The following is a 12903-nucleotide window of genomic DNA, read 5'->3' as shown; positions in this document are numbered from 1 at the left end:
AGGCTCGATCAGGCCGCGACCGGTTTCGCTTGCGGCGCGACCTTGGGCTGCGGCCGCGAGATCGCCAGCACACTCAGCGCGGCGATCACGCAAAGCGCGCCGGCGATGAAGAAGGCCGGCAGATAGCTCGCATAAAGCGTACGCGACACACCGGCGCCGAACGCGGCCGCGCCGGCGCCGAGCTGGTGGCCGGCGAAGATCCAGCCGAACACCAGATTGGCGCGCTCGGCGCCGAAGCGCTGCGCGGTGAGGCGCACCGTCGGCGGCACGGTCGCGATCCAGTCGAGGCCGTAGAACATCGCAAACAGCGACAAGCCGTAGAAGGTGAAGTCGGAGTACGGCAGATACAGCAGCGACAGGCCGCGGAGGCCGTAGTACCAGAACAGCAGCCTGCGATTGTCGAAGCGGTCCGACAGCCAGCCCGAGATGATGGTGCCGAAGAAATCGAAAATGCCCATCGCGGCGAGCAGGCTTGCGGCCTGCACCTGCGGGATGCCGTAGTCGAGGCACATCGGGATCAGGTGGACCTGAACGAGGCCGTTGGTCGAGGCGCCGCAGACGAAGAAGGTCGCGAACAGGATCCAGAACACCGACGATTTGGAGGAGTCGCGCAGTGTACAGAGCGCAGCGGCCATGATCGGCACGTTGGCCGGCGGCGGTGCGGGCAGGGGCGCGGTGCTCTCATCGCCGAATGGGCGCAGGCCGACGTCGCTCGGCCGGTCGCGCATCAGCATCAGCACCGCAAAGGCGGAGACGCCGAGCATGACGCAGACGAATCCAAGCGCGATACGCCAGCCGTAACGCTCCGTGATGGTGGCAAGTAGCGGCAGGAAGGCGAGCTGCCCGGTCGCGACGCTCGCGGTGAGCATGCCGATCACGAGGCCGCGCCGCGCCACGAACCAGCGCGTGGCGATGGTCGCGCCGAGCACCAGCGCGGTCATTCCGGTGCCGATTCCGATCACGACGCCCCACAGCGCGATCAGCTGCCAGACCTGCGTCATGGCGAGCGAAGCCACCAGGCCCGACACAACGATCAATTGCGCCGTCAGCGTGACGTTGCGCAGGCCGTAGCGGTTCATCAGCGCGGCGGCGAACGGCGCCATCAGCCCGAACAGGATGAAGCGGATCGACAGGGCCGAGGAGATCTCGGCGGTCGACCAGCCGAACTCCTTCTGCAGCGGCACGATGAAGACGCCGGGCGCGCCGACGGTGCCCGCCGAGATCAGCGCGGCCAGGAAAGTCACGGCGACCATCACCCAGCCGTAATGGATGTTGCGGTGGGCGAGGGTGGAAGCAAGCCAGTTCGAGATCATTCGGCCCTGGATATGAAATACGGTGAGGGTTCTATTCGTGATGCGCAATATGCCACGAGGGCGCGATGGCTAAAATGCCAAAGTTCCCTCGTTTTCGGACTCAGCAGGGTTCACGCCGCGAAGACGCTGCGCTCCCTCCCCCGCAAGCGGGAGAGGCCAAGTGCGTTTGCGGATAGGGCGATCTAACCGACTATCAGCGGGATCAGTGCGTGACCCGCTCGACCGCGATCGCGGTGGCTTCACCGCCGCCGATGCACAGGGCCGCGACGCCGCGCTTCAGGTTCTGCGCCTCCAGCGCGTGCAGCAGCGTCACGATCAGCCGTGCGCCGGTGGCGCCGATCGGATGGCCGAGTGCGCAGGCGCCGCCATTGATGTTCAGCCGGTCACGGGGAATTCCGAGGTCGCGCTGCGCCGCCATCGCGACCACCGCGAATGCCTCGTTGATCTCGAACAGGTCGACATCGCCGACGCTCCAGCCGACCTTGTCGAGCAGCTTCCTGATCGCCGGGATCGGTGCGGTGGTAAACCACTGCGGCTCCTGGCTGTGGGTGGCGTGACCCTTGATCTCGGCCAGAACAGGCAGGCCGTCGCGGTCGGCGAGCGAGCGCTTCGCCAGGATCAAAGCTGCGGCGCCGTCGGCATTGGCGGAGGAGGCGGCCGGCGTGATGGTCCCGTTGGCACGGAACGCCGGCTTGAGGCCGGGGATCTTTGCCGGATCGACCTTCAGCGGATGCTCGTCGTTGGCGATGATGCGCGGACCGGCCTTCTCGGTCAGCGTGATCGGCGCGATCTCGGCCTTGAAAGCGCCGCCCTCGACCGCCTTGCGGGCCCGGCTCAGCGTCTCCATTGCGAAAGCGTCCTGGTCTGCGCGGGTGAACTGATAGGCCTCCGCGGTCGCCTCGCCGAAATCGCCCATCGAGCGGCCGGTCTCGTAGGCGTCCTCGAGCCCGTCCATCATCATGTGGTCGATGATGCGGTCGTGGCCGGCGCGATAGCCGCTTCGCGCCTTCTGCAAGAGATACGGCGCGTTGCTCATGCTCTCCATGCCGCCGGACAGCACGATCTCGGCCGAGCCGGCCTTGATGATGTCGTGCGCCAGCATGGTCGCCTTCATGCCGGAGCCGCAGACCTTGTTGACGGTGGTGGCGCCGGTGGCGTCAGGCAGTTTGGCGCCGCGTGCGGCCTGGCGGGCGGGGGCCTGGCCCTGGCCGGCCGGCAGCACGTTGCCCATGAACACCTCGTCGATGCGTTCCGGCGCGAGCTTGGCGCGCTCCAGCGCCGCACCGATCACGTGCGAGCCGAGCTTGTGCGCCGCGAGCGGCGTGAGCTCGCCCATGAAGCGGCCGAGCGGGGTGCGCGCGGCGGAGAGGATGACGACGGGATCGGTGCTGGTTGCCATGGCGGGATACCCTTCAATGCGGGGATTTGATTGGATTATATGCATCATATGATGCAATGCAAAAATTGCAACTGCGCGCGGCATGAGAAAATGTCGTGGTCGCAGGAGTTGGGGCGGGGCCAGTTCCGCGATCACCGCCATCGTCCTCGCTTTGGGGGACGACGAGGAGGATGATTCTCGAGTCGAGACGTCAAACACACGGTGTCATCACCCGCGCGAAAGCGGGTGATCCGGTATTCCAGAGGCGACTGTGCTCGACCGAGAGGCCGCGGCGTACTGAATCGCGCGGTCGCGCCGGGCGATGACAGGTGAGGATGAGGACGCAGCTTCGCATTCTCGCGACATGATCCGTCCGAGTCCTGCCAGTCGTACAGACTGAAGCCTAATCCGACCGCCAGGAGCCCAGTAGAAATCGTCGCTTTGGCGCGGAGCCCGCCTGCTTCTGCACGTCGGGAAGGTCGACGGCGTAACGCTTCATCAGGAGCTTGATGGCAATCCCGATGATCACAAAGGGCATCAGGTAGATCGCGAAAACTTCGAAGGCTGGCATGTCATCCTCCGCGGCTTCGGATGAGGCATACTAGCACAATCATCTCGCGGGCGGAGGGGCGACCGATGCGCGGCGTCTCCAACCAAGCGGACAGTTTAGCACGTTGGCGCTGATGCCGCCGCGCATGGCCGCATGCGGCGGCTTCGATTGACACCGGCAGGCTCGGCGTTACGCTTCTGGAACAGGACGTTTTCCCAAGAGAATCAACGGCCGGGATCTAGATCCGGATTCGAGACCCAGAAGAAGTAAGAAAAGGGCAGGACACGCCGTGACAAGCGTCATCGCGTCTTGAGCGGGACCACGCGGACCTCCGCGCTCGCGCCATTTCGCATCCGCAGCTATCGCTTTCAATGGCCATCCGACCTGCTCACTTCCTGGGCGTTCGAGGTCGAGACGCTGGTGCTCGGCTGGTACATCATGGTCGAGACCGGCTCGGTGCTGCTGCTGACCGTGATGGCCTCGCTCCAATATGTCGGCACGCTGGTCGCGCCCGTCGTCGGCATGATCGGCGATCGGATGGGGCATCGCGATCTGCTCGCGGTGATGCGCTTTGCCTATACCGCGCTCGCCGGGACCATCATGATTCTGGCGCTGACCGGCCATCTGGCGCCGCTGAAGGTCATGATCATCGTCGCGCTGATGGGCGTGATCCGCCCGTCGGACCTCGGCGTGCGCGGCGCGCTGCTCGCCGACATCATGCCGCCGGCACAACTGGTCGGCGCCATCAGCCTGGCGCGCACGACACAGGACAGCGCGCGCATCGCCGGCGCACTGACCGGAGCCGGATTGTTCGCGGCGCTCGGCATCGGCTATGTCTATGTCGGGATTGCGAGCTTCTATTTCGTCGCCGCGATCCTGATGCTGTGCATGGGCCGGCCGAAATCGCACGGCTCTGCCGAGCAGGCGGCCGGCGATCTGCCGGGCTCGAAACTGCTACGCGACCTCAAGGAGGGCATCGTCTATGCCTGGAGCGGCCCGGGCATGCGCGCCGCGCTCTGCGTCGCGTTCCTCGCCAATCTCACCGCGTTTCCGCTGACCAACGGCCTGTTGCCCTACGTCGCGCGCGAGATCTTCCAGACCGACCAGACCGGCCTCGGCTATCTCTCGGCGAGCTTTGCGGTGGGATCGCTGATCGGCTCGATCACGCTCAGCCTGGCCGGGGGCGTGCGCATCGCACGGCTTCTGATCGGCGCGACGCTGGCCTGGTATGCGATGCTCATGGTGTTCGTCGAGCTCAGGACCATGCCGGTGGCGATGGCCTGCCTGGTGCTGGCCGGCATCGCGCAGAGCATGTCGATGATCTCGGCCGCCGTGATGCTGATGCGCAATGCCAGCGCGCATCTGCGCGGCCGGGTGATGGGCGTGCGCATGATGGTGATCTACGGCCTGCCGCTCGGCCTGCTCGCCGCCGGCAGCCTGATCGACCTGATCGGCTACACCGCGACCGGCACGCTGCTCGCCGCCGCCGGCTTCATCGCGATGCTGGCGATCGCGCTGCACTGGCGGGCCGATCTGTGGCCGGTGCATGCGCCGGCCAATGCGCGGTGAAGGGATGCGCGTAGCCCGGATGGAGCAAAGCGCAATCCGGGAAGTCCTGTCCGCGGATGGCACGGCCCGGATTTCGCTACGCTTCATCCGGGCTACGAAAGCCGTCACGCCGCCTGAGCTGGCCGCCGAATATGCACCGGCACCGACTTGTACGACGGCGTGCCGCTTTCCTTGTCCTGGTAGTCGAGCGGCACGAGGCCGTTGGCTTCCGGGTAGTAGGCGGCGACCGAGCCGCGGGCGATGTCGTAGACTATCGCAGTCAGCGTAAGGCGGCGCGGCGTGCCCGAGGGCAGCGCGGTCTCGATCTCGACAAGATCGCCATGGGCGAGGCCGCGCGCGGTGAGGTCCGCCTCGTTGGCGAACAGCACGTCGCGCCGTCCGAACACGCCGCGATAGCGGTCGTTCAGCCCGTAGATCGTGGTGTTGTACTGGTCGTGGCTGCGGATCGTCGCGAGCTTGAGGACGGTGCCGTCCGTCAGCACCGGATCCTCTTCGAGGCCGTCGAAGATCAGGAATTCGGCCTTGCCTGACGGCGTCGTCCATTTGCGCTCGGTCGGCGGCAGCGGCAGGCGGAAGCCGCCGGGAACCCGGATCCGTGCGTTGTAATCCCTAAAGTCGGGGAAGACACCCTCGATGGCGTCGCGGATGCGGTCGTAATCGGCGATCAGCTCGGCCCACGGCACCTTCGTGGCTGGCAGGGTCGCAATCGCCATGCCGGCAATAACAGCCGATTCCGAAAGCAGGTTCTCGGAGGCCGGGGTCAGCTTGCCGCGCGAGGCGTGCACCATCGACATCGAATCCTCGACGGTGACGACCTGCGGGCCCGAGGCCTGGATGTCGCGCTCGGTTCGCCCCAGCACCGGGAGGATAATCGACTGCTTGCCGACCAGAAGGTGCGAGCGGTTCAGCTTGGTGCCGAGATGCACCGCGAGCTCGAGCTTGCGCATGCCGGCAGCGCAGCGCTCGGGATCGGGCAGCGCGATGGCGAAATTGCCGCCGAGGCAGATCAGGACCTTGGACCTTCCGTCGTCGATCGCCTGCATCGCGGCGACCGCGTCGTGGCCATGATGCCGCGGCGGCTTGAAGCCGAAGGTGCGCTCGATGCCCTCGAACATCGCGATGTTGGGCTTCTCCGTGATCCCCACGGTGCGATTGCCCTGCACGTTGGAGTGGCCGCGCAGCGGGCAGATGCCGGCGCCGGGCTTGCCGTAATTGCCCTTCAGCAGCAGCAGGTTTGCGATCTGCTGGACATTGTCGGTGCCGCGGCTGTGCTGGGTGATGCCCATGCCGTAGGTGATGATGGTGGCATTGGATTTGGCGTAGGCGCTCGCGACCTCACCAAGCTGGGCGCGCGTGAAGCCGGACACCGTCTCGATCGATGGCCATGCCGTCGCGCGCAGATCGGCGGCGAATGCCTCAAAGCCGTTGGTGTGCTCGGCGAGGAAAGCGTGATCGAGGACGCCGCGGGTGGCGTCGTCCATCTCGATCAGCGACTTCATGACGCCCTTCAGCACCGCAGCGTCGGCGCCGACTTTAGGTTGGTAATAGGTCGAGGCGATCCGCGTCGAGCCGAGGGTCGCCATTTCGATCGGGTCCTGCGGATCGGCAAAGCGCTCCAGCGCGCGCTCGCGCAAGGGGTTGAACACGATGATCGGCACGCCGCGGCGCGAGACCTCCCACAACGTGCCCATCATGCGCGGATGGTTGGTGCCGGGATTGTGGCCCATCGCGATGATCAGCTCGCAATGATCGAAATCGTCCAGCGACACCGTGCCCTTGCCGATGCCGATCGATTGCGGAAGCCCGACGCTGGTGGCCTCGTGGCACATGTTCGAGCAATCGGGGAAATTGTTGGTGCCGTATTCGCGCGCGAAGATCTGGAACAGGAATGCGGCCTCGTTGGAGGCGCGGCCGGACGTGTAGAACTCGGCCATGTTCGGATCGGGCAGGCTGCGGAGCGTTTCGCCGATCCGCGCGAAGGCATCATCCCAGCTGATCGGCTGGTAGGTGTCGCTCGCGGCATCGTAGGCGAGGGGCGCGGTCAGCCGGCCTTCGTTCTCCAGATGGAAGTCGCTCCAGGTCAGCAGCTCGGTGACGGTGTGGGCGGCGAAGAACTCCGGCGTGACGCGCTTGCTGGTCGCCTCCCAGGTCACGGCCTTGGCGCCGTTCTCGCAGAACTGGAAGGTGGAGGTGTGCTCCTTGTCCGGCCAGGCGCAGCCCGGGCAGTCGAAGCCGTCGGGCTTGTTGGTCCGCAGCAGCGTGATCGGCGCTTCGACCAGGTCCATCTGATCGCGAACCGCCGTCGCGGTGGCTTTGAGGGCGCCCCAGCCGCCGGCCGGCGCATTGTAGGGTCGGATACCGGGAACGTCGCGCTTTTGGACCATATGTCCTCCTGCAGCTCTTGAGTTGTGACCCCGTGCGTCTGTCCCGAAGATTGATTGTTTTGTTGGCCGCGAGATCGGCTCGTATCGGATCGACGTTCTCGATCTGAAACAACAGCGGTCTCGTGTTGCAGGTTAGACTAATCGGCCGGGGCCTGCGGTCAACAGTCCGTCAAATGTGTAGCCCGGATTGCGCTGCGCTCCATCCGGGCTACGAGGCATCAGGCATTACCGCTTGCGATCCAGAAATCCCTGCAACAAGCGCTGCGGCTCGCCGGTCTGGAAGGATTTGCCAAACACGCCGACGCTGAGGTTCACCGACTCGGTCAGCGGCAGCTCTTCCCATTGCCGCAGCAAATCCTTCTGGATGCGCAGTGCTTCGGGGCCGCATTCGAGCAAGGCTTTCACGGTGTGCTCGACGGCCTCGTCGAGGCCGCCGGGCTTTGCCACGGTGTCGACCAGGCCCCAGGCGAGCGCAGTCGGAGCGTCGATGTTTTCAGCGGTCATCATCAGCCAGCGCGCGCGGCCCCAGCCGATCAGGCGCGGCAGCAGCGCCGCGTGGATCACCGAGGGGATGCCGACGCGCACCTCGGGCATGCCGAACATCGCATCATGCGCCGCCACCCTGACGTCGCAGGCGGCCGCGACCTCGAGGCCGCCGCCGAGGCACCAGCCGGGCAGGCGGGCGATGACGGGCGCCGGGAATTTGCGCACCGCCTCACAAAGGTCGCGCAGGCGGCTGATGAACGCCTCTGCCGACTTCTGGTCGAGCGTCGCCATCTCCTTGATGTCGGCGCCGCCGATCATGCTGCGCTCGCTCTCGCCGGCGAGGATCACCGCGTGGATGCTGCGATCGGCGGCGAGGTGCTCAAAGCCTTCGCGCACGCCGTTGGTCACGGCCGAGCTCACGATGTTCAGCTTGCCGGCATTGCAGATCGTGAGGCGGACGACGCCTCTTGAATCGCGGGCGATGCCGCAGTGGGGATTGAGCATGTCCATGGAATGGTCCCGGCGCAAGAAGTGATCGAGACGTCATGTCCCGGACAATGCCCGCCCCTGTCAAGCACCGGCGCGGCGGTTGCGCCGGCGGGCTCGGATATATAGAATTACATTCATCATTCAAATGGAGCCGTCATGACCGCCGCCGAGATATCCGACCTGCATTCGCCCGAACTGAGGCGCTCGCGCGTGGTGGAATGGCAGGCGCCCGGACCGGTGGCGAAGGCGGCGCTGCCGATGTCCGGCATCGCGGCGATGCGCGCGATCCGCGACGGCCACCTGCCGCCGCCGCCGATGGCCAAGCTGATCGGCTTCAGCATGGCCGTGGTCGAGGAGGGGCGGATCGTGATGGAACTCGAGGCGCATGAGAGCCTGGAGAATACGATCGGCCTGCTGCACGGCGCGACCGCCGCCGCGCTGCTCGATACCGCGATGGGTTGCGCGATCTCGACCCTGCTGCCGGCGGGGCAGACCTCGGTCACGCTCGACCTCAAGCTGACCTATCTGCGCCCGCTGTCGGTGCGCTCGGGAACCATCGCGGCCGAGGGCAAGGTGATCAAGCTCGGCCGCCAGACCAGCTACACCGAGGGCTTCGTCCGCGACGGCAAGGGCAATCTTGCGGTGCACGCGACTGCGACATTTTCCATGCTCGGCGGGGAACCGCAAAGCGAGAACAAGGCGAAATAACTGGAGCATTCCGGGCGCAAATCTGCTATTGTATGACTAGAAACATTCCATGAGAGCGGCATGCGCTATTCGAAAGAACACAAGCAGGAGACCCACGCGCGGATCGTGAAGAAGGCCGCGACGCGGTTGCGCGAGCGGGGCGCCCATGGCATCGGCGTCGCCGACCTGATGAAGGATGCCGGCCTGACCCATGGCGGCTTCTACGCGCATTTCGATTCGCGCGAGGCGCTGGTGATCGAGGCCTTCAACTACGCCATGGACCGCGCCAACGAGCGCTGGCGCAAGGTCACGGCGGAGGTGCCGCCGGAGAAGCGGCTTGCGACCATCGTCGATGGCTATCTCACCGCTGTGCATCGCGACGATCCCGGCCAGGGCTGCGCAGTGCCGGCGCTCGGCGCCGAGATCGCCCGCGAAAGCCCGAAGACCCGCAAGGCCTTTGCGCTCAAACTCGACCAGATGATCGACATGATCACCGACCAGATCCAGGACATGCCGCGCAAGACCGCGCGCAAGCAGGCGATGGCCACGCTGGCGACGATGCTGGGCACCATCGTGATGTCGCGGATTGCCGGCAATGGCGAAATGTCCGACGAGATCCTCGGCGCAGGCCGCGAGGCGGTCATGGGGCGGGCGGCGGTGACGAAGAAGCCGCGAGCCAAAGCGAATTAGGGGAGTTCCTGCGACGAGGTGCTGGATCTCCCCGGTCGAGTCTCCGTCAGCAACGAAGGTACCAAGCCCCCTTTGACGGCCTCAGCACTGCGAGGCCTCCGGAGCAACGGCTGATCGCGTGACTTTGATGGTCGAGGCTGCAATCAATAACGACCACCATCGCGCTTTTGTTGCGTGAGCCATTCCGACAGCGTCCGCGTTTTCGATCGTGGATCGTCCGACGACTTTCGTCTGATGCTTGTTCCGGAACGAGCCGACCGAAGCTTGGCTGATTCAGTTTCCACGACCGTGGAAGCGGATGATCCCTCGGCAGCTTCTCTCTCGAGGCGCAGCTTTTTCAATCGCGCCATTTTGTCCCGCTCGGCCTCTGCCTCGGCTCCGTCGGATAACAGCGTCTTGTGGTGAGCGGTCTCTGCTGAACCGCGGACTCCGAGGATGGCCGTCTCGCCAAGCGCCTTGCAGGCCTCGAGCCGATGCAACCCCTCGAGCAAAACGAGGCGGCCCTCATCAGGTCGAACGAGGATGGGGACTTGTTGTCCAGCCTCCAGGATACTCGCCGCGATTTCTTGAACGATCTCAGGCCTCAGGGTTTTCCGCTTCTTAACGGGCACGTAGATCTGATCGATTGGAAGACTTTCCGGGTCGGGCACAGTGTTACTCCCTCCTCAGGATCCGTCCAAAATACGGTTTAAGGATGAAGCGCCGTGCCGCCAAGCCATTTCTCAAGCCAAGCTCGATGGATCGGGCTGGTCAGGCCGGCCCGCTAAACAGCCCGTGCTCCGCCTCCACCGTCTCGTAGATGTAATCCGCGACCGCGCGGATGCGGGCGAGGTCCTTGCTGTCGGCGTGCATCAACAGCCAGAAGGTGCGCGAGATCCGCACCTCGTCGCGCAAGACCGGCTGCAGTTCGGGGTGGGCGGTCGCCATGAAATGCGGCAGCACGGCGATGCCGAACCCGGCAATCGTGGCGTTGAGCTGTGCGATCAGGTTGGCGCTGCGGAATTTGGCCGAGATCTTCGGTGAGACCTGCGGCAGATAGTCCAGTTCCGGCGTGAACAGCAGCTCCTCGATATAGCCGACGAAGCGATGCTTCGGCAGGTCGGCACGCGCCGCGATCCTGGGCGCCTGCGCGAGATAACCGGGTGCGGCATAAAGCCCGAGCGTGTAGTCGAGCAGTTTGCGGCCGACGATGCGGCCCTCCTTCGGCATGGTCAGGCTGATCGCGATGTCGGCTTCGCGCTTGGAGAGCGAGAACAGCCGCGCGGTGGCGACGAGCTGCAAATCGAGATCGGGATACCGCTCGGTGAACTTGACCAGCCGCGAGGCCAAAAAGTGGCTGCCGAAGCCGTCCGGCGCGCCGATCCGCACCGTGCCGGTGAGATGCGCGCGCGAGCCGCCGACCGCCTCCTGGTTGGCGACGATGGTCGATTCCATCGCCTCCGCGCTGTCGGCGACGCGCTGGCCGGCCTCGGTCAGCAGATAGCCGGTCTTGCGGCGATCAAACAGTTTTGCGGAGAGGTGGCCTTCCAGCCGGTCGACACGCCGGATCACTGTGGCATGATCGACGCCGAGCTGCTTGGCGGCAGCCGACACCGACCCGCCGCGCACGATGGCAAGCACGAAACGGAAGTCGTCCCAGTCGATCGTGTCGCCGCCTTGATCCTGCATTTCCGCACATCTATGGTGCAATTTATCGGACTTGAATCCTATAAAATGCAGGGTCATTAGGGTTTGTAAAGCGATCTCGCCGCGAGGCGCGGCGATTCACGTCTCCAAGGGAGGATATTCATGCGCTCGATCGGACATTTCATCGGTGGCAAGGAGGTCAAGGGCACCTCGGGCCGTACGGCTGACGTCTTCGAGCCGATGACCGGCGACGTCCAGGCCAAGGTGGCGCTGGCCTCCAAGGCCGAGGTCCGCGCCGCGGTCGAGAACGCCCGGGCGGCGCAGCCGGAGTGGGCCGCGACCAACCCGCAGCGTCGCGCCCGCGTCATGATGAAATTCGTCGAGCTGGTGCAGCGCGACTACGACAAGCTCGCCGAGCTTTTGGCGCGCGAGCACGGCAAGACCGTCCCCGACGCCAAGGGCGACATCCAGCGTGGGCTCGAGGTCGCCGAGTTCGCCTGCGGCATCCCGCATCTGATGAAGGGTGAGTACACCGAAGGCGCCGGCCCCGGCATCGACATCTATTCGATGCGCCAGCCGCTCGGCGTCGTCGCCGGCATCACGCCGTTCAACTTCCCGGCGATGATCCCGATGTGGAAGTTCGCGCCCGCGATCGCCTGCGGCAACGCCTTCATCCTCAAGCCGTCGGAGCGCGATCCCGGCGTGCCGATGAAGCTCGCCGAACTGATGATGGAAGCGGGCCTTCCGGCCGGCATCCTCAACGTGGTCAACGGCGACAAGGAAGCGGTCGACGCCATCCTCGACGATCCCGACATCAAGGCGATCGGCTTCGTCGGCTCGACCCCGATCGCCCAGTACATCTATGAGCGCGCCGCGCAGACCGGCAAGCGCTGCCAGTGCTTCGGTGGCGCCAAGAACCACGCCATCATCATGCCGGACGCCGACATGGACCAGGCGGTCGATGCGCTGATCGGCGCCGGCTACGGCTCGGCCGGCGAGCGCTGCATGGCGGTGTCGGTTGCGGTGCCCGTCGGCAAGACCACCGCCGACCGGCTGATGGAAAAGCTGATCCCGCGCGTCGAGTCGCTCAAGATCGGCACCTCGGTCGATCCGTCGGCCGATTACGGTCCGCTGGTGACCCGCGAGGCGGTCGAGAAGGTCAAGAGCTACATCGACATCGGCGTCAAGGAAGGCGCGACGCTCGCGGTCGACGGCCGCGGCTTCAAGATGCAGGGCTACGAGAACGGCTTCTATCTCGGCGGTTCGCTGTTCGACAACGTCACCAAGGACATGCGGATCTACAGGGAAGAGATCTTCGGCCCGGTGCTCTCGGTGGTGCGCGCCAGGGACTATCACGAGGCGCTCGCGCTGCCGTCCGACCACGACTACGGCAACGGCGTTGCCATCTTCACCCGTGACGGCGACGCGGCGCGCGACTTCGCGGCCAAGGTCAATGTCGGCATGGTCGGCGTCAACGTGCCGATCCCGGTGCCGATCGCCTATTACACTTTCGGCGGCTGGAAGAAGTCCGGCTTCGGCGATCTCAACCAGCACGGTCCGGACTCGGTGCGCTTCTACACCAAGACCAAGACGGTGACCTCGCGTTGGCCATCCGGTGTCAAGGACGGCGCGGAGTTCTCGATCCCGACGATGAAGTGATGGTGTGCTAGGCGCCGTCATTGCGAGGAGCGTAGCGACGAAGCAATCCATTCTTTCCCTGTGCGGAGACAT

General features: G+C 65.3%; 11 protein-coding genes. 4 read left to right on the top strand and 7 right to left on the bottom strand.

The genetic code is table 11. The annotated features are described in order from the left end of the window. Nucleotides 1-8: 8 nt before the first annotated feature. The 3 genes from ACVISU_RS04375 to ACVISU_RS04365 form a co-directional block, all read right to left on the bottom strand. The gene (locus ACVISU_RS04375; RefSeq protein ID WP_456706123.1) at nucleotides 9-1313 is read right to left on the bottom strand and encodes an MFS transporter; all 1305 of its coding nucleotides are present in this window, start codon (nucleotides 1311-1313) and stop codon (nucleotides 9-11) included. A gap of 202 nt (nucleotides 1314-1515) precedes the next feature. After that, nucleotides 1516-2712: an acetyl-CoA C-acyltransferase gene (locus ACVISU_RS04370; protein ID WP_050402143.1), complete on the bottom strand. Its 1197-nt coding sequence runs from the start codon at nucleotides 2710-2712 to the stop codon at nucleotides 1516-1518. Between the two features lie 382 nt (nucleotides 2713-3094). Further along, a complete protein-coding gene (locus ACVISU_RS04365) occupies nucleotides 3095-3262 on the bottom strand; it encodes a hypothetical protein (protein ID WP_456706122.1) in 168 nt (55 codons plus the stop codon). Between the two features lie 288 nt (nucleotides 3263-3550). Here ACVISU_RS04365 and ACVISU_RS04360 point away from each other — a divergent pair, with 288 nt between their 5' ends. Next, nucleotides 3551-4810, top strand: coding sequence for an MFS transporter (locus tag ACVISU_RS04360; RefSeq protein ID WP_456706121.1), 1260 nt, complete (start codon nucleotides 3551-3553; stop codon nucleotides 4808-4810). 104 nt (nucleotides 4811-4914) lie between these two features. Here ACVISU_RS04360 and ACVISU_RS04355 read toward each other — a convergent pair whose 3' ends face one another. Beyond that, complete coding sequence (locus ACVISU_RS04355; protein ID WP_456706120.1) at nucleotides 4915-7194, bottom strand: FdhF/YdeP family oxidoreductase; 2280 nt, start codon at nucleotides 7192-7194, stop codon at nucleotides 4915-4917. Between the two features lie 225 nt (nucleotides 7195-7419). Then, nucleotides 7420-8190 carry an enoyl-CoA hydratase gene (locus ACVISU_RS04350; RefSeq protein WP_456706119.1) on the bottom strand — a complete coding sequence of 257 codons (771 nt, stop codon included), beginning with the start codon at nucleotides 8188-8190 and terminating at the stop codon, nucleotides 7420-7422. A gap of 135 nt (nucleotides 8191-8325) precedes the next feature. Here ACVISU_RS04350 and ACVISU_RS04345 point away from each other — a divergent pair, with 135 nt between their 5' ends. Both ACVISU_RS04345 and ACVISU_RS04340 read left to right on the top strand, forming a co-directional pair. Continuing rightward, the gene (locus tag ACVISU_RS04345; protein ID WP_456706118.1) at nucleotides 8326-8877 is read left to right on the top strand and encodes a PaaI family thioesterase; all 552 of its coding nucleotides are present in this window, start codon (nucleotides 8326-8328) and stop codon (nucleotides 8875-8877) included. A gap of 60 nt (nucleotides 8878-8937) precedes the next feature. After that, nucleotides 8938-9546 carry a TetR/AcrR family transcriptional regulator gene (locus ACVISU_RS04340; RefSeq protein WP_456706117.1) on the top strand — a complete coding sequence of 203 codons (609 nt, stop codon included), beginning with the start codon at nucleotides 8938-8940 and terminating at the stop codon, nucleotides 9544-9546. A 143-nt stretch (nucleotides 9547-9689) separates the two neighbouring features. Here the strand turns inward: ACVISU_RS04340 and ACVISU_RS04335 are convergent, their stop codons facing one another. Further along, nucleotides 9690-10196, bottom strand: a complete 507-nt coding sequence (locus ACVISU_RS04335) for a chromosome partitioning protein ParB (protein WP_456706116.1) — start codon at nucleotides 10194-10196, stop codon at nucleotides 9690-9692. A 100-nt stretch (nucleotides 10197-10296) separates the two neighbouring features. Next, complete coding sequence (locus ACVISU_RS04330) at nucleotides 10297-11214, bottom strand: LysR family transcriptional regulator (RefSeq protein WP_456706115.1); 918 nt, start codon at nucleotides 11212-11214, stop codon at nucleotides 10297-10299. A 120-nt stretch (nucleotides 11215-11334) separates the two neighbouring features. Between ACVISU_RS04330 and ACVISU_RS04325 the strand changes: the two genes are divergently transcribed. Further along, nucleotides 11335-12831, top strand: coding sequence for a CoA-acylating methylmalonate-semialdehyde dehydrogenase (locus ACVISU_RS04325; RefSeq protein WP_456706114.1), 1497 nt, complete (start codon nucleotides 11335-11337; stop codon nucleotides 12829-12831). Nucleotides 12832-12903: the final 72 nt, after the last annotated feature.

Source organism: Bradyrhizobium sp. USDA 4452, assembly GCF_054063575.1.
This window is presented reverse-complemented; position numbering and strand designations above follow the sequence as displayed.